The sequence below is a fragment of the Mycolicibacterium psychrotolerans genome, assembly GCF_010729305.1.
GTDB lineage: Bacteria > Actinomycetota > Actinomycetes > Mycobacteriales > Mycobacteriaceae > Mycobacterium > Mycobacterium psychrotolerans.
This window is the reverse complement of the sequence record NZ_AP022574.1, coordinates 5,571,326-5,594,426: the sequence shown is the minus strand read 5'-3', so window position 1 is coordinate 5,594,426 and position 23,101 is coordinate 5,571,326. Positions and strand designations below refer to the sequence as shown.

The window sequence follows — 23,101 nt, the reverse complement described above, 5'->3', positions numbered from 1 at the left end:
GGCCCTGTGCACGTCACTTCCGCGGAGTCGACGGAACTTTTCTCCGGCCCGCCCGACGACGCACTGCAGCTGGTCCGGGTCTCTTACTGCGGTAGTACCTCGAGGGGTCCCGTACGGGTGGACGGACCCGGGCTGACCACGCCGGGGCTGGTGACCACCGAACCGGGGGACGGTTCGATCGAGGTTCCGGTGCGGGTCGCCGATCGGGAGGCCGGGCACGTCCGACGGGCTCGCGCGACCGTCGGTGAGAGCGCGCTCGAATTCGACTTCGTCGTCGCCGAGCCGGGCTGGACGATGTTCATGGTCAGCCACTTCCACTACGACCCGGTGTGGTGGAACACTCAGGCCGCCTACACCAGTCTGTGGACCGAGGATCCGCCCGGCCGGTGCCGGCAGACCAACGGCTTCGACCTCGTCCGCGCGCACCTCGAGATGGCCCGGCAGGAGCCGGTGTACAAGTTCGTGCTGGCCGAGGTCGACTACCTCAAACCGTTCTGGGACACACACCCCGAGGAGCGGGCCGACCTGCGCAGGTTCCTCGCCGAAGGCCGCGTCGAGATCATGGGCGGCACCTACAACGAGCCCAACACCAACCTCACCGGGCCGGAGACGGCGATCCGGAACTTCGTGGCCGGCATCGGGTTTCAGCGTGACGTGCTGGGAGCGTCGCCGGCGACCGCCTGGCAGCTCGACGTCTTCGGCCACGATCCGCAATTCCCGGGCATGGCCGCCGACGCCGGCCTCACGTCGAGCTCATGGGCCCGCGGGCCGCACCACCAGTGGGGACCGATGGCCGACGGTGGCGATCCCGAACGCATGCAGTTCGCCAGCGAATTCGAGTGGATGGCGCCCTCGGGCCGCGGGCTTCTCACCCACTACATGCCCGCCCACTACGCGGCGGGCTGGTGGATGGACTCCGCCCCGACGCTGGCCGAGGCCGAGGAGGCCACCTACGAGCTGTTCACCCAGCTGAAGAAGGTCGCGCTGACGCGCAACGTGCTGCTGCCCGTCGGCACCGATTACACCCCGCCCAACAAGTGGGTCACCGACATCCACCGCGACTGGAACGCCCGCTACACCTGGCCGCGGTTCGTGTGCGCGGTGCCCGGGGAGTTCTTCGCCGCGGTGCGCGCCGACGCGGCGACGCGGGGCGTGGCGGCCTCGCCGCAGACCCGCGACATGAACCCGATCTACACCGGAAAGGACGTCTCCTACATCGACACCAAGCAGGCCAACCGCGCCGCCGAGAACGCCGTCCTGGCCGCCGAGCGGTTCGCGGTGTTCGCCGGTGCACTGACCGGCGCCGTCTACCCGGAGGCGGCGCTCGCGAAGGCCTGGGTGCAGTTGGCCTACGGCGCGCACCACGACGCGATCACCGGCTCGGAGTCCGACCAGGTGTACCTGGACCTGCTCACCGGGTGGCGTGATGCGTGGCAGCTCGGCCGCGGGATCGCCGACCGCGCGCTCACGCTGCTCTCCAACGCCGTCGACGCCTCAGTGGTGGTGTGGAACCCATTGGCGCACAACCGTTCCGACGTGGTCACCGTACACCTGGATCAGCCGTGGCACGGCCGCGTCGTCGAAGACGACGGCACGCCGGTGGCCGTGGTGGCCGAGCACGGCGGCCACTCGCTGACCTGGTTGGCGCGCGACGTCCCCTCGCTGGGCTGGCGGTCCTACCGGCTGGAGTCGGGTGACGCAGCGACGGCCTGGAAAGCATTGCCGGGCAATATCATCACCAACGGCACCATCGCTCTCGCGGTGGACGCGTCGCGCGGCGGGGGCGTCAGCTCACTGGTGGCCTGCGGTCGCGAACTGCTCGCCGCAGACCGGGTCGGCAACGAACTCGCCGTCTACGAAGAGTATTCCGCGCACCCGACCGCCGGGGAGGGGCCATGGCACCTGCTGCCCCGAGGGCCGGTCGTCACATCGGCGCAGTCGCCGGCGACGGTGACCAGGTACCGCAGCGACATCGGGGAGCGTCTGGTCGTCACCGGGGAGATCACCGGGGTGCTGCGCTACACCCAGACGCTCACGCTGTGGCACGGCGTCGACCGGCTGGACTGCCGCACCACCGTCGACGACTTCACCGGCGAGGACCGGCTGCTGCGGCTGCGGTGGCCGTGTCCGGTTCCCGGCGCCATGCCGGTCAGCGAGGTGGGCAACGCCGTGATCGGGCGCGGTTTCGCGCTTCTGCACGAACCGGGCTCGACGGAGTCGGTCGACACGGCCGTGCACCCGCACACGCTCGACAACCCCGCCCACGGCTGGTTCGGCCTTTCCTCGACCGCGCGGATCCGGTTCCGCGGCACCTCGGCGCGCGCGATCGCGGTCGCCGAGGTGGTGATCCCGCCCGCCGCCGACACGCCGCTCCTCGCCGCGGTCCGCGAGCTGATGGCCGCGCTCGGCAGGGCCGGGGTGACCGCGACCTGCAGCAGCGCCGACGCGCCCCGGTACGGCGATCTGTCCGTCGACTCCAACCTGCCCGACGTTCGGATCAGCATCGGCGACAACGCATTCACCGCAACGGTTCTCGATGTCCCCGCAGCCTCGCCCCGGGTGTGGGTGCCCGCGTCGGCACCGCTGCGCGACGTCTGGGTGCCCGGCGCCGACCTGCGGGCGCCACGAGCGCTCCCGGTCCTGGTGGTGGGCGCCGACGGTGACACCGCGGCCGCGGTCGCCGCGCTCGCCGCCGACCTGGCCGACGGCGAGATCGGCGTCGACCAGGACGTGGCGGAGGAGTGCGCCTCCCACACCGTGGCCGTCGTGAACCGCGGCATGCCGGGCTTCGCCGTCGACACCGACGGCACGCTGCACCTGTCGCTGATGCGCTCCTGCACGGGCTGGCCGTCGGGCACCTGGATAGACCCGCCACGCCGCACCGCGCCCGACGGGTCCGCCTTCGGGCTGCAGCACTGGACACACACCTTCGACTACGCCGTCCTCGCCGGTGCCGGCGACTGGCGCGATCTCGGGATGCCCGCGCGCAGCGCGGAATTCAACAACGAACTGATCGCCGTCCGCGCACACCACGATCCGCGCAGCGGAGGCCTGCCCGCGTGGGGATCGCTGCTCGAGGTACACCCCGCCGGGGCCGTCGCGGTGGGCGCGATCAAGAGGGCGGGCAATCCCACCGCGCAGGGCAGTGCCCGACGGGTCGGACCGACCGACGACATCGCGATTCGGTTGATCGAGACGCTGGGCCGCAGCGCGCAGGTCACGCTGCAATCGGGGCTGCGCGCCGTGTCGGCGTCGGAGCGCCTCGACCTGGTGGAAGAACCCCTCGAGGCGTCGACCGATCCGCTGCAGTTGGGTGGCTACGAAATCGCCACGCTGCGAACCTCATTGAACCTGCCCAGGGTGCTCGACGCGGCCGGTGAACCGCTCGGGCCCGACGCCGAACCGGCTCAACCGCTCTACAGTCGCTACTGGTTGCACAACCGTGGACCGGCACCCCTGGGCGGGCTGCCCGCGGTCGCCCACCTGCATCCCCACCGTCTCGCGCTCGAGCACGCCGGACCGGTGTCACTGCGGCTGACCGTCGCCAGCGACGCGACCGACGCCGCGCTGCACGGCAGGGTGCGCATCGTCACGCCGCCGGAGTGGACACTCGGCGTGGCCGAGCTGCCCTTCGTGCTGCCGCCCGGCGAGCACCTCGAGTCCGTCCTCGACGTGGAGGTCCCCGCAGCCGCGGTGCCCGGCTGGTACCCCGTGCGCGCCGAACTGGCGGCCACGGGCGCAGCGATCCCGGCGGCCTGGCACCAGACCGTCGAGGACGTGTGTCTGGTGTCGCTGGGTCGTCACGACGACCGGGTGTTGCGCATCGCGGCAGAGCCGGCGCCCGTGACGCTGGCGCCTGGCGGGACCGCGTCGTTACGGGTGACAGTCGCCACCGACGCGCACGCGGACCTCGCCGTCGAGGCGCACGTGATATCTCCCTGGGAGACCTGGGACTGGTTGGCGCCCAACATCATCGGTGACGTGCTTCCGGCACGCAGCTCGGTGGACCTCCGGTTCGACGTGACGCCGCCGCGGTGGACGCCGCCCGGGCGCTGGTGGGCCCTGATCCGGGTGTCCTGCGCCGGCGAACTGGTCTACACCCCTGCGGTGTCGGTCGAGGTGACGCGGTGAGGGCGGGGGTGGCGGCGACCGTCGCCGGCGAGCCGGTCACGATCGTCGAGGTGGACGCCCGCGAACAGGCGGTGCGCGCCCGCGCGCCCGAGCACGCGCTGCCCCGGCCGGGCACCCGTGAAGCACGGCAGCTGCGGCGCTGGCTCACCCAGGTGCTGGTGACCGAACGGGTGGTCGCCCGCGAGGCCGCGACACTGCGCGGCGCCGAGGCGCCACCGCACGCCGAACTGCTGCCCGACACACTGGCCCACATGGAGGTCGGCAGCGTCGCCGCGGCCACGCTCGCCGACCCGGTCGGGCGCGCGGTGTTCGCCCGCATCACGGCGGGTGTGGTGGTCGACGTCGACGAGGTGGCCGACTACCACGCCCGCCACCCCGACCGCATGCCGGAAAGTGCTGTCGCCGAACATCTGTGCGCGTCGGCCCGACGGCGCGCCTACCGTCGCTGGCTGGACGCCCGCTGCGCCGAACTCGTGCGGCTCGCCCCCGGCTACGAACATCCCGGCGATCCCCGCCAGCCCGACAACACCCACACCCACTGATGGCCGCCCTGATCCTGGCCCTCGACATCGGCGGAACGAAGATCGCCGCGGGACTCGTCGACGGCGACGGCACCCTCACGCACCACGAGCAGCGCCCCACCCCGCTCGGTGACGCCGAAACCGTGTGGGCTGCGGTCGCCGCGCTGCTCGCCGATGTCCGCGCCACCGGCGGCGCCGACGTGACCGCCGTCGGCGTCGGATCCGCGGGGCCCATCGACGTGCCTGCCGGCACCGTCAGCCCCATCAACATCCCGCAGTGGCGCGGTTTCCCCGTCGTCGCGCGAGTGGCCGAGGTGACAGGACTGCCGGTCCGGCTGGGCGGCGACGGCCTGTGCATGGCGATGGGGGAGTGGTGGCGCGGCGCCGGCCGCGACGCCCGCTTCCTGCTGGGCATGGTGGTGTCCACCGGCATCGGCGGCGGCCTGGTGCTCGACGGCACGCCGTACCACGGGCGCACCGGCAACGCGGGTCACGTCGGGCACGTCGTCGTCGACCCCGGCGGCGCGCCGTGCACCTGTGGCGGGCGCGGCTGCGCCGAAACGGTGGCGTCCGGACCGCACCTGGCCCGGTGGGCCCGCGACCACGGATGGCAGCCGCCGCCGCAGGCCGGTGCGAAGGAACTCGCCGATGACGCGCTTCGCGGGGACCCGGTGGCGCTGCAGGCCTTCGAGCGCGGTGCGGACGCCCTGGCCCGAATGATCGCGTCGGTGGCCGCGGTGTGCGACCTGGACCTGGTCGTCGTCGGCGGCGGCGTCGCGAAGTCCGGCGCATTGTTGTTCGACCCGCTGCGCGCGGCGCTGCGCACCTACGCCGGGCTGGATTTCCTGGCCGGTCTCACCGTGGTGCCTGCGCAGCTCGGCGGCGACGCCGGGCTGGTGGGCGCTGCCGCTCTCGGCCGTTTTGGCTGATCGAGCGGCGGCAGGCTATCCTGGCTCGGTTCCACCGAAGACCGTCGGTCACCAAGAAATTGGTCGAAGGTCCGGGTCATACCCGGCGGCCTACGCAGGAGGACGAGGCTAGTACGTCTACGTGTGCGCCCCGACCTGTCTGCGTCGGGGCGTTGTGCTTTCCCGGGTCGGTCGAGGTGAAACGACCGTAATCAACCACGAGGAGGCATGCATGGCCAAGGCTGACAAGGCCACCGCGGTTGCCGACATCGCCGAGCAGTTCAAGGAGGCTTCGGCGACGCTCGTCACCGAGTACCGCGGGCTGACCGTCGCCAACCTCAAGGACCTGCGCCGTTCGCTCGGTGATTCCGCCACCTACTCCGTCGCCAAGAACACGCTGGTCAAGCGTGCCGCGGCGGAGGCGGGCATCGAAGGCCTCGACGAGCTGTTCGTCGGGCCCACCGCGATCGCGTTCGTCAAGGGCGAGGCCGTCGACGCCGCCAAGGCGATCAAGACCTTCGCCAAGGACAACAAGGCGCTGGTCATCAAGGGCGGCTACATGGACGGCCGCGCGCTGTCCGTCGACGAGGTCAACCGCATCGCGGACCTCGAGTCGCGCGAGGTGCTGCTGGCCAAGATGGCCGGCGCGATGAAGGCGAATCTGGCCAAGGCCGCCGGTCTGTTCAACGCTCCGGCGTCGCAGGTCGCACGTCTGGCCGCCGCGCTGCAAGAGAAGAAGGCCGCTGAGGAAGCGCAGTAGCGGCTTCCGCACGTAGTTCACCACCCACTAGCTCAGAAGTAACAAAGGAAGGACCATCATGGCCAAGCTTTCCACCGACGACCTGCTCGAGGCATTCAAGGAGCTGACGCTGCTCGAGCTGTCGGAGTTCGTCAAGAAGTTCGAGGAGACCTTCGAGGTCACCGCCGCGGCGCCGGTCGCCGTCGCCGCTGCCGGCCCCGCCGCCGGTGCCCCCGCCGAGGCCGCCGAGGAGCAGTCGGAGTTCGACGTCATCCTCGAGGGCGCCGGCGAGAAGAAGATCGGCGTCATCAAGGTCGTCCGCGAGATCGTGTCCGGCCTGGGCCTCAAGGAGGCCAAGGATCTGGTCGACAGCGCCCCCAAGCCGCTGCTCGAGAAGGTCACCAAGGAGGCCGCCGACGACGCCAAGGCCAAGCTCGAGGCCGCGGGCGCGTCGGTCACCGTCAAGTAGTTCCCGTTGGCGTTCCGGCACCCGGAACGCAGTGACGGCGACGTCAGCCGCGGGGCTGGTCTGGCAAACAGACCAGCCCCGCGCTACGTTATGGGCCCGGTGTGCCGGAGAGGGGTCCTGGCAGCTTCACCGACCGAGTGTTACGGCGTGACCGGGTAGGTTACAGTGACTCAAGCCACAGGCGGGAAGCCTGTGGCGAGCATGTCTGGGACTGGCGAGAGGAATTCGCGTGGGCATTGGCATTCAGGTTGAGGGATTGACCAAGTCCTTCGGCTCACAGCGAATCTGGGAAGACGTCACGTTCGACCTGCCTGCCGGTGAGGTCAGTGTGCTGCTCGGCCCGTCGGGTACCGGTAAGTCGGTGTTCCTGAAGTCGCTGATCGGACTGCTGCGCCCGGAGCGGGGCAAGATCATCGTCGACGGCACCAACATCATCGAGTGCTCGGCCAAGGAGCTCTACGAGATCCGCACGCTGTTCGGTGTGATGTTCCAGGACGGCGCGCTGTTCGGCTCGATGAGCCTGTACGACAACACCGCGTTCCCGCTTCGTGAGCACACGAAGAAGAAGGAATCCGAGATCCGCCAGATCGTGATGGAGAAGCTGGACCTGGTGGGTCTGGGCGGGGATGAGGACAAGTTCCCCGGTGAGATCTCCGGCGGTATGCGCAAGCGCGCGGGGCTGGCCCGGTCGCTGGTGCTGGACCCGCAGATCATTCTCTGCGACGAGCCCGACTCGGGTCTGGACCCGGTGCGTACCGCGTATCTGTCGCAGCTGCTGATCGACATCAACGCCCAGATCGACTGCACGATCCTGATCGTCACGCACAACATCAACATCGCCCGCACGGTGCCCGACAACATGGGCATGCTGTTCCGTAAGCACCTGGTGATGTTCGGTCCGCGCGAGGTGCTGCTGACCAGCGACGAGCCGGTGGTCAAGCAGTTCCTCAACGGTCGACGCATCGGCCCGATCGGCATGTCCGAGGAGAAGGACGAGTCGACGATGGCCGAAGAGCAGGCCATGGTCGACGCCGGTCACCACGATGGTGGCACGGAGGAGATCGAGGGTGTGCCGCCGCAGGTCATGGCCACCCCGGGGATGCCCGAGCGTAAGGCCGTCGGTCGCCGCCAGGCCCGCGTGCGCGAGATCATGCACACGCTGCCGCCGGCCGCGCAGGAAGCCATCCGCGCCGACCTCGAGGGCTCGAACCAGCACTCCGTACGCGACTACGACCGCGAGCGGGCCGAGGATGACGCGCCCACCGGGCGCATCCCCGTCGCCGGCGACCGCTGACACCCGCCCGGGCCACCGGGCTTCCACTGTGCCGTGGTGCGTCGTCGCGCGCATCTACAGCAATCAACATCAGGTTTGACGGATACATCCGTGCGCCTGTGACGTAGCGGCCCGCCGCGCGCACACGCTTCGCCGTCTGATCACATCCTCTTTCACATTTCTTCAGATGTTCTGTGACCAAACACCGCGTTATCTCTTGACGGAAGGGCGAAACCGGGCCAATCTATTGGCCAGCATGTTTGCACGGGATGAGGACGCCAGCCAGCGGACCCGCCTTCGTGGCATGTGGTCTGTCGCTGGATGTTGAGGAATTTGCCGTCCTGCGCTATTGTTGGACGTTGCGCTGGCTGCATCCTGCCCATCTCGGTTTTCCACGCCGCACCCACCACGTGGTTCTAGCCTGAGCCCTGCTCAGAGATCTAGACGCGTGCCGTGCGTCCGGGAGGCTCGTGAAGCCAGCCGAACCGACGCAGAATCGCGGCACGACGGTCCGGTGTCCACCGGCAACCACGGTCGCATGAGGTGCTGGAAGGATGCATCTTGGCAGGGTCCCGCCAGATCGAGTCAGTAGCCACCAACAACTCCGTTCCCGGAGCACCAAACAGGATTTCTTTCGCAAAACTCCGTGAGCCTCTCGAGGTTCCCGGGCTTCTCGACGTCCAAACCGAATCGTTCGAGTGGCTCATCGGCGCGGAGAGCTGGTTCCAGCGCGCCGTCGACCGCGGCGATGTGGACCCCAAGGGTGGTCTGCAGGAAGTGCTCGAAGAGCTCTCGCCGATCGAGGACTTCTCGGGCTCGATGTCGCTGTCCTTCTCCGATCCGCGCTTCGACGAGGTGAAGGCACCCGTCGACGAGTGCAAGGACAAGGACATGACGTACGCGGCACCGCTGTTCGTCACGGCCGAGTTCATCAACAACAACACCGGTGAGATCAAGAGCCAGACGGTCTTCATGGGTGACTTCCCGATGATGACCGAGAAGGGCACGTTCATCATCAACGGCACCGAGCGTGTCGTGGTGAGCCAGCTGGTCCGCTCGCCGGGCGTGTACTTCGACGAGACCATCGACAAGTCCACCGAGAAGACGCTGCACAGCGTCAAGGTGATCCCCGGCCGCGGCGCGTGGCTGGAGTTCGACGTCGACAAGCGCGACACGGTGGGTGTGCGCATCGACCGCAAGCGCCGTCAGCCGGTCACCGTGCTGCTCAAGGCGCTCGGCTGGACCAACGATCAGATCGTGGAGCGCTTCGGCTTCTCCGAGATCATGATGGGCACGCTGGAGAAGGACAACACGGCGGGCACCGACGAGGCGCTGCTGGACATCTACCGCAAGCTGCGCCCGGGCGAGCCCCCCACCAAGGAGTCCGCGCAGACTCTGCTGGAGAACCTGTTCTTCAAGGAGAAGCGCTACGACCTGGCCCGCGTGGGCCGGTACAAGGTCAACAAGAAGCTGGGCCTCAACGCCGGCCAGCCGATCACCACGTCGACGCTGACCGAAGAGGACGTCGTCGCGACCATCGAGTACCTGGTCCGCCTGCACGACGGCCAGACCTCGATGACGGTGCCCGGCGGTGTCGAGGTGCCGGTCGAGGTGGACGACATCGACCACTTCGGCAACCGTCGCCTGCGCACCGTCGGCGAGCTGATCCAGAACCAGATCCGGGTCGGCCTGTCGCGCATGGAGCGTGTCGTGCGTGAGCGCATGACAACGCAGGACGTCGAGGCGATCACGCCGCAGACCCTGATCAACATCCGTCCCGTCGTGGCGGCGATCAAGGAGTTCTTCGGCACCAGCCAGCTGTCGCAGTTCATGGACCAGAACAACCCGCTGTCGGGTCTGACCCACAAGCGCCGCCTCTCGGCGCTGGGCCCCGGCGGTCTGTCCCGTGAGCGCGCCGGACTCGAGGTCCGCGACGTGCACTCCAGCCACTACGGCCGCATGTGCCCGATCGAGACGCCGGAAGGCCCGAACATCGGCCTGATCGGCTCCCTGTCGGTGTATGCGCGGGTGAACCCGTTCGGCTTCATCGAGACGCCGTACCGCAAGGTCATCGACGGCAGGGTCAGCGACCAGATCGACTACCTGACCGCCGACGAGGAGGACCGCCACGTCGTGGCACAGGCCAACTCGCCGCTCGACGGTGACGAGCGCTTCGTGGAGGACCGCGTGCTGGTCCGACGCAAGGGCGGCGAGGTCGAGTTCGTCTCGGCCTCCGAGGTCGACTACATGGACGTCTCGCCGCGCCAGATGGTGTCGGTCGCGACGGCGATGATCCCGTTCCTCGAGCACGACGACGCCAACCGCGCCCTGATGGGTGCCAACATGCAGCGCCAGGCGGTTCCGCTGGTGCGCAGCGAGGCACCGCTGGTGGGCACCGGAATGGAGCTGCGCGCCGCGATCGACGCCGGTGACGTCGTCGTCGCCGACAAGGCCGGCGTCATCGAGGAGGTGTCCGCCGACTACATCACCGTGATGGCCGACGACGGCACCCGGCACACCTACCGGATGCGCAAGTTCGCGCGGTCCAACCACGGCACGTGCGCCAACCAGCGTCCGATCGTGGACGCCGGGCAAAGGGTGGAGTCCGGGCAGGTTCTCGCGGATGGTCCGTGCACCGAGAACGGCGAGATGGCGCTGGGCAAGAACCTGCTCGTCGCCGTCATGCCGTGGGAGGGGCACAACTACGAGGACGCGATCATCCTCTCCAACCGCCTGGTCGAAGAGGACGTGCTGACCTCGATCCACATCGAGGAGCACGAGATCGATGCCCGCGACACCAAGCTGGGCGCCGAGGAGATCACCCGGGACATCCCGAACGTCTCCGATGAGGTGCTGGCCGATCTCGACGAGCGCGGCATCATCCGTATCGGCGCCGAGGTCCGCGACGGCGACATCCTGGTCGGCAAGGTCACCCCGAAGGGCGAGACCGAGCTGACCCCGGAGGAGCGTCTGCTGCGTGCCATCTTCGGCGAGAAGGCCCGCGAGGTCCGCGACACGTCGCTCAAGGTGCCGCACGGTGAGTCCGGCAAGGTCATCGGCATCCGGGTGTTCTCCCGCGAGGACGACGACGAGCTGCCCGCCGGCGTCAACGAGCTGGTCCGCGTCTACGTGGCCCAGAAGCGCAAGATCTCCGACGGCGACAAGCTCGCCGGACGCCACGGCAACAAGGGCGTCATCGGGAAGATCCTGCCCGTCGAGGACATGCCGTTCATGCCCGACGGCACGCCGGTGGACATCATCCTGAACACCCACGGTGTGCCCCGTCGTATGAACATCGGCCAGATCCTGGAAACCCACCTCGGGTGGGTCGCCAAGGCCGGCTGGAACATCGAGGGCAGCCCGGAGTGGGCGGCCAGCTTGCCGGAGGACCTGAAGTCGGCTCCGGCCGACAGCATCGTCGCCACCCCGGTGTTCGACGGTGCCCGCGAGGGCGAGCTGGAGGGTCTGCTCGGCTCGACGCTGCCGAACCGCGACGGTGACGTCATGGTGAACGCGGAGGGCAAGTCCCAGTTGTTCGACGGACGCAGTGGTGAGCCGTTCCCGTACCCGGTGACGGTCGGCTACATGTACATCCTGAAGCTGCACCACCTGGTCGACGACAAGATCCACGCCCGCTCGACCGGTCCGTACTCGATGATCACCCAGCAGCCGCTGGGCGGTAAGGCGCAGTTCGGCGGTCAGCGTTTCGGTGAGATGGAGTGCTGGGCCATGCAGGCCTACGGCGCGGCGTACACGCTGCAGGAGCTCTTGACGATCAAGTCCGACGACACCGTCGGGCGCGTCAAGGTCTACGAGGCGATCGTCAAGGGCGAGAACATCCCCGAGCCGGGCATCCCGGAGTCGTTCAAGGTGCTTCTCAAGGAGCTGCAGTCGCTGTGCCTCAACGTCGAGGTGCTGTCGTCCGACGGCGCCGCGATCGAGATGCGCGACGGCGACGACGAGGACCTGGAGCGCGCTGCTGCGAACCTGGGAATCAACTTGTCGCGCAACGAATCCGCGTCCGTCGAGGATCTTGCCTAGAAACCTCGTCCACCGGCCTGTTTCAAGTTTCTAGTCCCGAAAGGGGAAAGGGAGTTACGTGTTAGACGTCAACTTCTTCGATGAACTCCGCATCGGTCTGGCCACCGCGGACGACATCCGTAACTGGTCCTACGGCGAGGTCAAGAAGCCGGAGACCATCAACTACCGCACGCTCAAGCCCGAGAAGGACGGTCTGTTCTGCGAGAAGATCTTCGGACCGACTCGCGACTGGGAGTGCTACTGCGGTAAGTACAAGCGCGTCCGCTTCAAGGGCATCATCTGCGAGCGCTGCGGCGTCGAGGTGACCCGCGCCAAAGTGCGTCGTGAGCGGATGGGCCACATCGAGCTGGCCGCGCCGGTCACGCACATCTGGTACTTCAAGGGTGTGCCGTCGCGGTTGGGCTACCTGCTCGACCTGGCGCCGAAGGATCTCGAGAAGATCATCTACTTCGCGGCCTACGTCATCACGGCGGTCGACGACGAGATGCGGCACAACGAGCTCTCCACCCTCGAGGCGGAGATGGCTGTCGAGCGCAAGGCGATCGAGGATCAGCGCGACGCCGACCTGGAGGCGCGGGCCCAGAAGCTCGAAGCCGACATGAAGGAGCTCGAGGACGAGGGCGCCAAGTCCGACGTCAAGCGCAAGGTGCGCGACGGTGGCGAGCGCGAGATGCGTCAGCTGCGCGATCGGACCCAGCGTGAGCTCGACCGGCTCGACGAGATCTGGACGACGTTCACCAAGCTGGCTCCCAAGCAGCTGATCGTCGACGAGCTGCTCTACCGCGAGCTGCAGGACCGCTACGGCGAGTACTTCACCGGTGCCATGGGCGCGGAGTCGATCAAGAAGCTCATCGAGAGCTTCGACATCGACGCCGAAGCCGAGTCGCTGCGCGACACCATCAAGAACGGCAAGGGGCAGAAGAAGCTGCGCGCGCTCAAGCGACTCAAGGTCGTCGCAGCGTTCCAGACCAATGCCAACTCGCCGATGGGCATGGTGCTCGACGCGGTTCCGGTGATCCCGCCGGAGCTGCGGCCGATGGTGCAGCTCGACGGTGGCCGGTTCGCCACCTCGGACCTGAACGACCTGTACCGCCGCGTCATCAACCGCAACAACCGGCTCAAGCGACTGATCGACCTCGGTGCCCCCGAGATCATCGTCAACAACGAGAAGCGGATGCTGCAGGAGTCGGTCGACGCCCTGTTCGACAACGGACGTCGGGGCAGGCCCGTTACCGGGCCGGGCAACCGTCCGCTGAAGTCGCTTTCCGATCTGCTCAAGGGCAAGCAGGGCCGCTTCCGCCAGAACCTGCTCGGCAAGCGCGTCGACTACTCGGGCCGTTCGGTCATCGTGGTCGGCCCGCAGCTCAAGCTGCACCAGTGCGGTCTGCCGAAGCTGATGGCCTTGGAGCTGTTCAAGCCGTTCGTGATGAAGCGCCTGGTCGACCTGAACCACGCGCAGAACATCAAGAGCGCCAAGCGGATGGTGGAGCGTCAGCGTCCGCAGGTGTGGGACGTCCTCGAAGAGGTCATCGGTGAGCACCCCGTGCTGCTCAATAGGGCACCGACACTCCACCGTTTGGGGATCCAGGCCTTCGAGCCGCAGCTGGTGGAGGGCAAGGCCATCCAGCTGCACCCGCTGGTCTGTGAGGCGTTCAACGCCGACTTCGACGGTGACCAGATGGCCGTGCACCTCCCGTTGAGCGCGGAGGCGCAGGCCGAGGCGCGCATCCTGATGCTGTCGTCGAACAACATCCTGTCTCCGGCGTCGGGCCGCCCGTTGGCCATGCCGCGTCTGGACATGGTGACCGGCCTGTACTTCCTGACCACCGAGATCGAGGGCGACACCGGCCACTACACGCCGGCCGCCAAGGATCAGCCGGAGTCCGGGGTGTACAGCTCGCCGGCCGAGGCCATCATGGCGCTCGACCGCGGCGCGCTGTCGGTGCGGGCGAAGATCCGGGTGCGGCTGACGCAGCAGCGTCCGCCGGTCGACCTCGAGGCGCAGCTGTTCGAGAACGGCTGGACCCCGGGCGACGCCTGGACCGCCGACACCACGCTGGGCCGTGTGCTGTTCAACGAGCTGCTGCCGAAGGGCTATCCGTTCGTCAACGAGCAGATGCACAAGAAGGTGCAGGCCCGGATCATCAACGATCTGGCCGAGCGCTACCCGATGATCGTCGTCGCGCAGACCGTCGACAAGCTCAAGGACGCCGGCTTCCACTGGGCCACGCGTTCCGGGGTGACGGTCTCGATGGCCGACGTGCTGGTGCCGCCGCAGAAGCAAGAGATCCTCGACCGGTACGAGAAGGAAGCCGACGGGATCGAGAAGAAGTACCAGCGCGGCGCGCTCAACCACGACGAGCGCAACGAGGCCCTGGTCAAGATCTGGCAGGACGCGACCGAAGAGGTCGGTAAGGCGCTGGAGGAGTACTACCCCGAGGACAACCCGATCATCACGATCGTGAAGTCCGGCGCGACGGGCAACCTCACCCAGACCCGCACCCTGGCCGGCATGAAGGGCCTGGTGACGAACCCGAAGGGTGAGTTCATCCCGCGTCCGATCAAGTCCTCGTTCCGCGAGGGCCTGACGGTGCTGGAGTACTTCATCAACACCCACGGCGCCCGTAAGGGTCTGGCCGACACCGCGCTGCGTACCGCCGACTCGGGTTACCTGACCCGCCGTCTGGTGGACGTGTCGCAGGACGTCATCGTTCGCGAGAACGACTGCGAGACCGAGCGCGGCATCAACGTCACGCTGGCCGAGAAGCAGGACGACGGCACCTTGGTGCGCGATCAGCACATCGAGACCTCGGCCTACGCCCGCACCCTGGCGACCGACGCGGTCGACGCCGACGGCAACGTCGTCGTCGAGCGTGGTCACGACCTGGGTGACCCGGCCATCGATGCGCTGTTGGCCGCCGGGATCACCGAGGTCAAGGTCCGGTCGGTGCTGACATGCACGACGGGCACCGGCGTGTGCGCCATGTGCTATGGCCGTTCGATGGCGACCGGCAAGCTGGTCGACATCGGCGAGGCCGTCGGCATCGTGGCCGCGCAGTCGATCGGTGAGCCCGGCACGCAGCTGACGATGCGTACCTTCCACCAGGGTGGTGTCACCGGTGGCCAGGACATCGTCGGTGGTCTGCCCCGCGTGCAGGAGCTGTTCGAGGCCCGCGTGCCCCGCAACCGCGCCCCGATCGCCGACGTCAGCGGGCGGATCCGCCTGGAGGAGAGCGACAAGTTCTACAAGATCACCATCGTTCCCGACGACGGGGGCGAGGAGGTCGTGTACGACAAGCTCTCCCGTCGTCAGCGCCTGAAGGTGTTCAAGCACGAGGACGGCTCCGAGCGACTGCTGACCGACGGCGACCACGTCGAGGTGGGCCAGCAGCTGATGGAAGGCTCGGCCGACCCGCACGAGGTGCTGCGCGTCCAGGGTCCCCGCGAGGTGCAGATCCACCTCGTCAAGGAGGTCCAGGAGGTGTACCGCGCTCAGGGTGTGTCGATCCACGACAAGCACATCGAGGTCATCGTCCGGCAGATGCTGCGTCGCGTCACGATCATCGATTCGGGTGCGACGGAGTTCCTGCCCGGCTCGCTGACCGAGCGTGGCGAGTTCGAGACGGAGAACCGTCGGGTGGTCGCCGAGGGCAACGAGCCCGCGGCGGGTCGTCCGGTGCTGATGGGTATCACGAAGGCGTCGCTGGCCACGGATTCGTGGCTGTCGGCGGCGTCGTTCCAGGAGACCACCCGCGTGCTGACCGATGCGGCGATCAACTGCCGCAGCGACAAGCTGCAGGGTCTGAAGGAGAACGTGATCATCGGCAAGCTGATCCCGGCCGGCACCGGCATCAACCGGTACCGCAACATCCAGGTTCAGCCGACCGAAGAGGCCCGCGCCGCGGCGTACACGATCCCGTCCTACGAGGATCAGTACTACAGCCCGGACTTCGGTCAGGCCACCGGCGCTGCGGTGCCGCTGGATGACTACGGTTACTCGGACTACCGCTAGTTCGTAAGGGAAGAACCCCCGCTCCCGGTCTCGGGAGTGGGGGTTCTTTCTATTTCCGGAACTCTTCGACCGCGCGCAGCTTGTTGGTCACGTCCAGCGCCGCCACCTTGTAAGCCTCGGAGAACGTCGGATAGTTGAGCACGGCGTCGACGAGGTAGTCGACCGTGCCGCCGCACCCCATCACCGCCTGCCCGATATGGATGAGCTCGGTGGCGTTCGTGCCGAAGATGTGGACGCCGAGCAGCGTGCGGTCCTCGGTCGACACCAGAAGCTTGAGCATGCCGTGGGAGTCGCCGGCGATCTGACCGCGGGCGAGTTCGCGGTAGCGGGCCACCCCGAACTCGTACGGGATGGACTGCTCCGTCAGCTCGGCTTCGGTGGCGCCGACGTAGGAGACCTCGGGGATGGTGTAGATCCCGATCGGTTGCAGGGCGGTCATGTCATTCGCAGGCTCGTCGAACGCGTGGTACGCGGCGAGCCGGCCCTGATCCATCGAGGTGGCCGCCAGCGCGGGAAATCCGATGACGTCGCCGACGGCGAAGATGTGCTCGACGGCGGTGCGGAAATCGTCACCGACGTCCAAACGCCCCCTCTTGTCGGCCTCGAGTCCGGCGGCCTTCAGATCCAACGTGTCGGTGAGGCCTTGGCGGCCGGCCGAGTACATCACGGTGTCGGCGGCGATCTGTTTCCCGGAGGCCAGCGTCGTCAACGTCGACTCGTCGCCGATCTCCACGCCCGTCACCTCCTCACCGAACCGGAACGTGACCGCCAGATCGCGCAGGTGAAAGGTCAGCGCCTCGACGATCTCCGAGTCGACGAAGTCGAGCATGGAGGGCCGCTTCTCGACGACGGTGACCTTCGTGCCGAGCGCGGCGAAGATCGACGCGTACTCGATCCCGACGACGCCCGCTCCGACGACGACCATCGACGTCGGCACCTTCTTCAACCCGAGGATTCCGTCGGAGTCGAGCACGTGCTCGTCGTCGAACTCGATGCCGTCCGGCCGTGCGGGTTTGGTGCCGGTGGCGATCACGATGTGCTCGCCGCTGACGGTGGTGTGCTCACTGTCGTTCTCGTTCTCGACCACCACGGTGTGTGGGTCGACGAAGCGGCCGTGGCCGGTGAACAGGTCGATCTTGTTGCGTATCAGCTGGCTGCGGACGACGTCGATCTCCCGGGTGATGACGTGCGAGGTACGCATGTGCAGGTCCTCGGTGGTGATGTTGTCCTTGACCCGGTAGCTGGTGCCGTACAGCTCGCGCTGGTTCATTCCGGTCAGGTAGATGACCGCCTCGCGCAGCGTCTTCGACGGGATCGTGCCGGTGTTCACGCAGACGCCGCCCAGCATCCAGCCCCGTTCGATGACCGCGACGGACTTACCCAGCTTGGACGCGGCCACTGCCGCTTTCTGCCCGCCCGGTCCCGAGCCGATGACCACCAGGTCGTACTCCGTCTGCGACGCCATGACTGTTCCTTACCCCTTTCGGGGTATCGCGCCCCACACTCGGTGATGTGCAGACGACGTCGCGGGGCTTGCGCATCCACTACACCGTCGACGGCGACGGCCCGCCGCTCGTCCTCGTCCCGGGGACCCTGCTGGCGGCCCGGCACTGGAAGGACTTCGGTTACGTCGACACCCTGGCCCGCGACTGGCGGGTGATCGCCATCGACCCTCTCGGGCACGGCGCAAGCGACCGACCCCAGGAGCCGGACGCCTACCGTCCCGCGAGCGTCACGGCGGATCTGGTCGCCGTGCTCGATGCCGAGGGCGTACGGCGGGCCACCGTGTGGGGTTACTCCCGGGGCGGGTGGCTGGCGGTCAATCTGGCCGCCCGGTACCCGCAGCGGGTCGAACGCCTCGTGGTCGGCGCGTACGCGATGCACGCCCACGAGGAGGAGGTGGATCGGATCCTGGTCCGCTTCGCCGCGATGTTGCGCGACGGCGACTGGGCCCGCGTCTGGGAGGCGTTCGGCATCACCGATCCCGCGGTGCGAACGATGCTCGAGGACGGCAACGACGCACGCGCGGTGGCGGCGGCGGTCACCGGGTCGATGTGCCCGACGAGGTACGTCGACCCGGCGTCCATCGCCTGCAGCGCCACCTACTACGTCGGCTCCCAGGAGTGGATCGTGCCGCACGTGCGCGCCGACGTCGCCGCACTGGGCGCACACGGGGCGACACTCGACGTGATCGTCGACCAGACGCATTTCGGGGTGTTCCTCGACGCGGCGGAACCGGTGCTCGCGGCCGTGACCGCGCGGCTGCGGGAGTAAAACCCCACGCTCCGATCGCTGTCGGGCGCAGCGCCTAAACTGGCGGCGTGCTGATCGGATCCCATGTCCACGGTGACGACCCTCTGGCCGCGGCGCAGGCCGACGGCGCCGACGTTCTCCAGTTCTTCCTCGGCAACCCGCAGAGCTGGAAGAAGCCGAAGCCGCGGGATGACGCCGACGCGCTCAAGGCGTCGTCGACCCCCATCTACGTGCACGCGCCGTATCTGATCAACGTGGCATCGGCCAACAACCGGGTCCGCATTCCGTCGCGCAAGATCCTGCAGGACACGTGCGACGCGGCGGCCGACGTCGGCGCCACCGCGGTGATCGTGCACGGCGGCCACGCCGACGACAACGACATGCAGGCAGGCTTCGAGCGCTGGGCCAAGGCGCTGGACTACCTGGAGACCGATGTGCCGGTGTATCTGGAGAACACCGCGGGCGGTGACCACGCGATGGCGCGGCATTTCGACACGATCGCACGGCTGTGGGACCACATCGGGGACAAGGGCATCGGGTTCTGCCTGGACACCTGTCACGCATGGGCGGCGGGCGAGGCGCTGATCGACGCGGTCGAACGGATCAAGGCGATCACCGGACGCATCGACCTGGTGCACTGCAACGACTCCAGAGACGCGGCAGGGTCCGGGGCCGACCGGCACGCCAACTTCGGCACCGGCCAGATCGATCCGCAGCTGCTGGTGGCCGTGGTCTCGGCGGCCGGCGCCCCGGTGATCTGCGAGACGGCCGACGAGGGACGCAAGGACGACATCGCGTTCCTGCGGGAGCATCTGCGCTGACGACGGGACTCGCGACGGTCACACTTTCGTAGCCGAACCGAGGTTGAACGGCGGGTGGCCGCACGGTTAATTAGGCTTACGCCGGGAATCCTCCCCTTTTCCTGCGTCGAGAGGCTTATGTGTCCGCAATTGACCAGTCGTCGATTGCGCTGACGCACGATACCGACGTCCCGTCGCCGCCGACGCGGGCGCGCCGGTTGCGGATCGCACGCTGGGTCGCGGTAGCGGTCTGGGCGACGGTGGTGGTCTGGCGCACCGTCACCGACGGTTTCGCGTTCAACCGAGAGCTGCTGTTGGTCTATATCTGCACCGGGCTGATCGCGGCGAGCATCGGGCAGGGCCGGCGCGTGTTCCAGGTGGTCCGCGACTGGCTGCCGTTCGCGCTCGTGCTCATCGCCTACGACCTGAGCAGGGGAGCGGCCACGCTGATCGGACGGCCAACCCTGTGGCACTGGCAGGCGGACGCCGATCGCGCGATCTTCTTCGGTGCCATGCCGACCGTGTGGTTGCAGGAACGCCTCAAACTGCCGTCTCCGCCCTGGTGGGAGGTGGTGATCAGCAGTGTCTACATGTCGTTCTTCATCCTCCCGTACGTGATCGCCGGTGTGTTGTGGCTGCGGGACCGCGAGGAATGGAAAGCCTTCGTCCGGTTGTTCGTCGGGCTCAATTTCACGGCGCTGTTGATCTACGCGCTGCTGCCCGCTGCCCCGCCGTGGGCCGCCGCCCGGTGCACGCCCGGTGACGTCGCCGACGGCCCGTCGGGGCCGGGCTGCATGTTCCGTTCTGCCCGCGGCGTGCCCGACGGCGGTCTGCTCGGCGCCATGCAGTCCACCCAGGATGGCGCGCACGACTGGGTGGAGCGGATTGTCGGGCGTGGGTGGGGCAAGTTGAATCTGCACTCGGCCACCGCTCTGCTCGACCAGGGGCAGGCCAGCGTCAACCTGGTGGCGGCCATCCCGTCCCTGCACGCCGGCATGTCCGCGGCGCTGGCGGCCTTCCTCTGGACCCGTGTCCAGCGCTGGTGGCGCCCGCTGCTGGTGGCCTATCCCTTGGTCATGGCCTTCACGCTCGTCTACAGCGCCGAGCATTACGTGGTCGATCTTCTGTTGGGCTGGGTGCTCGCCGCAGTGGTGATCCTCGCCCTGAAGCGGTTCGAGGCGCGCCGCCGCCGTGCGGCCGACATGGTTTCTGTTACAGATCTTGTGTGACCGTCGCGTAAATGTAACAGTGGTCGGCATGGACACCCATGTCGTCACCAACCAGGTCCCTCCACTGGAGAACTTCAACCCGGCGGCCTCGCCAGTCCTCGCCGAGGCCCTGATCCGCGAGGGCGGTCAGTGGGGCGCCGACGAGGTCCACGAACTGGGGGCGCTCGGCGGCTCGACCCGGGCCCAGCGCTGGGGCGAGCTGGCCGACCGGAACCGGCCGGTGCTGCACACCCACGACCGGAACGGGCACCGGATCGACGAGATCGAGTTCGACCCCGCCTACCACGAGCTGATGAGCGTCGCCGTCGGCCACGGCCTGCACGCCGCGCCCTGGGCGGATGACCGCCCCGGTGCACACGTCGTGCGGGCCGCGAAGACCTCGGTGTGGACGCCGGAGCCCGGGCACATCTGCCCGATCTCGATGACCTACGCCGTCGTCCCGGCGTTGCGGCACAACCCCGAGCTGGCCGCGGTCTACGAGCCGCTGCTGACCAGCCGCAGCTACGACCCGCACCTCGCCGTGCCCACCACGAAGGCCGGCATCACCGCGGGCATGTCGATGACCGAGAAGCAGGGTGGGTCCGACGTCCGCGCCGGCACCACCGAGGCCACCCCGAACGGCGACGGTACCTACTCGCTGCGTGGTCACAAGTGGTTCACCTCGGCGCCGATGTGCGACATCTTCCTGGTGCTCGCGCAGGCGCGGGACCGGGGCGAGCGAAGCGACGGGAAAGGGGGAGGCCTGAGCTGCTTCCTGCTGCCGCGCATCCTGCCCGACGGCAGCCGCAACCGCATGTTCCTGCAGCGGCTCAAGGACAAGCTGGGCAACCACGCCAACGCCTCGAGCGAGGTGGAGTACGACGGCGCGACGGCGTGGCTGGTGGGCGAGGAGGGGCGCGGTGTGCCCACCATCATCGAGATGGTCAATCTCACCAGGCTGGACTGCACGCTGGGCAGTGCGACCAGCATGCGCAATGGCCTGATGCGCGCCATCCACCATGCCCAGCACCGAAAGGCGTTCGGCGCCTACCTGATCGATCAGCCTCTGATGCGCAACGTGTTGGCCGATCTGGCGGTCGAGGCGGAGGCGGCCACGATGCTCGCGATGCGGATGGCCGGCGCCACCGATCACGCCGTGCGCGGAGACGAGCGCGAAACCTTGCTGCGCAGAATCGGATTGGCGGCCGCCAAGTACTGGGTGTGCAAGCGCGCCACACCGCACGCCGCCGAGGCGATGGAGTGCCTCGGTGGAAACGGCTACGTGGAGGACTCGGGCATGCCAAGGCTGTACCGGGAGGCGCCGCTGATGGGCATCTGGGAGGGCTCCGGTAACGTCAGCGCGCTGGATGCGTTGCGCGCCATGATGACTCGGCCGGAGTGCATCGACGTCCTGTTCGATGAGCTCGCCATCACCACCGGTCATGACGCGCGGCTCGACGCGCACGTCGGCGCGCTGCGGCCGCAGCTCGGCGATCTCGAGTCGATCCAGTACCGTGCCCGCCAGGTGGCCGAGGACATCGCGCTCGCGCTGCAGGGTTCCTTGCTGGTCAGGCACGGCCATCCCGCGGTCGCCGAGGCGTTCCTGGCGACCCGGATGGGTGGCCAGTGGGGCGGGGCGTTCGGCACGCTGCCCACCGGCCTGGATCTCGCGCCGATCCTCGAGCGCGCGATGGTCAAGGCATGACCCGCGCCCACCTCTCCCGCCGAGCAGACGCGAACTCGCACGAATTCTCGCAACTGCGTGCGACTTTGTGTCTGCTCGCGGAAGGAAAGGTGAGCGCATGACGCACGCGATCAGGCCCGTCGACTTCGACGATCTGAAGACGATGACCTATGAGGTCACGGACCGGGTCGCGCGGATCACCTTCAACCGCCCCGAGAAGGGCAACGCGATCGTCGCCGACACCCCGCTGGAGTTGTCGGCGCTCGTCGAGCGCGCCGACCTCGACCCCAACGTGCACGTGATCCTCGTGTCGGGCCGCGGCGCCGGATTCTGCGCGGGCTTCGACCTGTCGGCCTATGCCGAGGGCTCGTCGTCGGCGGGCGGCGGAAGCCCCTACCGCGACACCGTGCTGTCGGGAAAGACTCAGGCGATCAACCACCTGCCCGATCAGCCGTGGGACCCGATGATCGACTACCAGATGATGAGCCGGTTCGTCCGCGGGTTCTCCAGCCTGATGCGCGCCGACAAGCCGACGGTGGTCAAGATCCACGGGTACTGCGTGGCCGGTGGCACCGACATCGCGCTGCACGCCGATCAGGTCATCGCCGCATCGGATGCGAAGTTCGGTTACCCGCCCACCCGGGTGTGGGGTGTGCCTGCGGCGGGTCTGTGGGCGCACCGGATCGGCGATCAGCGTGCGAAACGCCTTCTGCTGACCGGTGACTGCATCACCGGTGCGCAGGCCGCCGAGTGGGGGCTGGCGGTCGAGGCGCCGGCGCCCGAGGATCTCGACGAGCGCACCGAGCGCCTCGTGGAGCGGATCGCGGCGGTGCCGGTGAACCAACTGATCATGGTCAAGCTCGCCCTGAACAGCGCGCTCTACAACCAGGGGGTGGCCAACAGCGCGATGATCTCCACGGTGTTCGACGGCGTGGCACGGCACACGCCCGAGGGGCACGCGTTCGTCGCCGAGGCGCGCGAGCACGGCTTCCGGGAGGCGGTGCGCCGCCGCGACGAGCCGTTCGGTGACCACGGCCGCGCCACCTCGGGGGTGTAGGTGCC

General features: G+C 68.2%; 14 protein-coding genes. 13 read left to right on the top strand and 1 reads right to left on the bottom strand.

Annotation, left to right across the window (positions count from 1 at the left end):
- Positions 1-6: 6 nt before the first annotated feature.
- From G6N45_RS26955 to G6N45_RS26920, 8 genes are all read left to right on the top strand, one after another.
- Entirely contained in the window at positions 7-4,131 is a 4,125-nt protein-coding gene (locus G6N45_RS26955; RefSeq protein WP_163727193.1) for a glycoside hydrolase family 38 N-terminal domain-containing protein, read from the top strand.
- A complete protein-coding gene (locus G6N45_RS26950; protein ID WP_163727190.1) occupies positions 4,128-4,673 on the top strand; it encodes a DUF7158 domain-containing protein in 546 nt (181 codons plus the stop codon). The genes G6N45_RS26955 and G6N45_RS26950 overlap by 4 nt, the downstream gene beginning before the upstream one ends.
- Positions 4,673-5,581 carry an ROK family protein gene (locus G6N45_RS26945; RefSeq protein ID WP_163727187.1) on the top strand — a complete coding sequence of 303 codons (909 nt, stop codon included), beginning with the start codon at positions 4,673-4,675 and terminating at the stop codon, positions 5,579-5,581. The genes G6N45_RS26950 and G6N45_RS26945 overlap by 1 nt, the downstream gene beginning before the upstream one ends.
- Positions 5,582-5,792: 211 nt before the next feature.
- Entirely contained in the window at positions 5,793-6,320 is a 528-nt protein-coding gene (rplJ, locus tag G6N45_RS26940) for a 50S ribosomal protein L10 (RefSeq protein WP_057151173.1), read from the top strand.
- 58 nt (positions 6,321-6,378) lie between these two features.
- The gene (gene rplL / locus G6N45_RS26935; protein ID WP_057151172.1) at positions 6,379-6,768 is read left to right on the top strand and encodes a 50S ribosomal protein L7/L12; all 390 of its coding nucleotides are present in this window, start codon (positions 6,379-6,381) and stop codon (positions 6,766-6,768) included.
- A 229-nt stretch (positions 6,769-6,997) separates the two neighbouring features.
- Entirely contained in the window at positions 6,998-8,062 is a 1,065-nt protein-coding gene (locus G6N45_RS26930; protein WP_163727183.1) for an ABC transporter ATP-binding protein, read from the top strand.
- Between the two features lie 522 nt (positions 8,063-8,584).
- The gene (rpoB, locus tag G6N45_RS26925; protein WP_163727181.1) at positions 8,585-12,082 is read left to right on the top strand and encodes a DNA-directed RNA polymerase subunit beta; all 3,498 of its coding nucleotides are present in this window, start codon (positions 8,585-8,587) and stop codon (positions 12,080-12,082) included.
- Positions 12,083-12,140: 58 nt separating this feature from the next.
- Positions 12,141-16,094, top strand: a complete 3,954-nt coding sequence (locus tag G6N45_RS26920) for a DNA-directed RNA polymerase subunit beta' (protein ID WP_163727179.1) — start codon at positions 12,141-12,143, stop codon at positions 16,092-16,094.
- Between the two features lie 49 nt (positions 16,095-16,143).
- On the opposite strand, the gene sthA is transcribed toward G6N45_RS26920, so the two are convergent.
- Complete coding sequence (gene sthA, locus G6N45_RS26915) at positions 16,144-17,559, bottom strand: Si-specific NAD(P)(+) transhydrogenase (protein ID WP_163727176.1); 1,416 nt, start codon at positions 17,557-17,559, stop codon at positions 16,144-16,146.
- Between the two features lie 47 nt (positions 17,560-17,606).
- Here sthA and G6N45_RS26910 point away from each other — a divergent pair, with 47 nt between their 5' ends.
- From G6N45_RS26910 to G6N45_RS26890, 5 genes are all read left to right on the top strand, one after another.
- Positions 17,607-18,368 (top strand): alpha/beta fold hydrolase, encoded by a 762-nt coding sequence (locus G6N45_RS26910; RefSeq protein WP_163727173.1) that lies wholly within the window; start codon positions 17,607-17,609, stop codon positions 18,366-18,368.
- A gap of 47 nt (positions 18,369-18,415) precedes the next feature.
- Complete coding sequence (locus G6N45_RS26905; RefSeq protein WP_163727170.1) at positions 18,416-19,168, top strand: deoxyribonuclease IV; 753 nt, start codon at positions 18,416-18,418, stop codon at positions 19,166-19,168.
- A gap of 119 nt (positions 19,169-19,287) precedes the next feature.
- Positions 19,288-20,376, top strand: coding sequence for a phosphatase PAP2 family protein (locus G6N45_RS26900; protein ID WP_163727167.1), 1,089 nt, complete (start codon positions 19,288-19,290; stop codon positions 20,374-20,376).
- A 28-nt stretch (positions 20,377-20,404) separates the two neighbouring features.
- Positions 20,405-22,060, top strand: coding sequence for an acyl-CoA dehydrogenase family protein (locus tag G6N45_RS26895; RefSeq protein WP_163727164.1), 1,656 nt, complete (start codon positions 20,405-20,407; stop codon positions 22,058-22,060).
- Between the two features lie 97 nt (positions 22,061-22,157).
- Positions 22,158-23,096 (top strand): crotonase/enoyl-CoA hydratase family protein, encoded by a 939-nt coding sequence (locus G6N45_RS26890; protein ID WP_163727161.1) that lies wholly within the window; start codon positions 22,158-22,160, stop codon positions 23,094-23,096.
- The last annotated feature ends 5 nt before the right edge of the window (positions 23,097-23,101 follow it).

What these genes read in the sequence shown, in the direction of transcription:
- G6N45_RS26895 (WP_163727164.1), top strand. Translation starts at nt 20,405, where the DNA reads ATGGACACCCATGTCGTCACCAACCAGGTCCCTCCACTGGAGAACTTC.
- sthA (WP_163727176.1), bottom strand. Translation starts at nt 17,559, where the DNA reads ATGGCGTCGCAGACGGAGTACGACCTGGTGGTCATCGGCTCGGGACCG.
- G6N45_RS26890 (WP_163727161.1), top strand. Translation starts at nt 22,158, where the DNA reads ATGACGCACGCGATCAGGCCCGTCGACTTCGACGATCTGAAGACGATG.
- rplJ (WP_057151173.1), top strand. Translation starts at nt 5,793, where the DNA reads ATGGCCAAGGCTGACAAGGCCACCGCGGTTGCCGACATCGCCGAGCAG.
- rplL (WP_057151172.1), top strand. Translation starts at nt 6,379, where the DNA reads ATGGCCAAGCTTTCCACCGACGACCTGCTCGAGGCATTCAAGGAGCTG.
- G6N45_RS26945 (WP_163727187.1), top strand. Translation starts at nt 4,673, where the DNA reads ATGGCCGCCCTGATCCTGGCCCTCGACATCGGCGGAACGAAGATCGCC.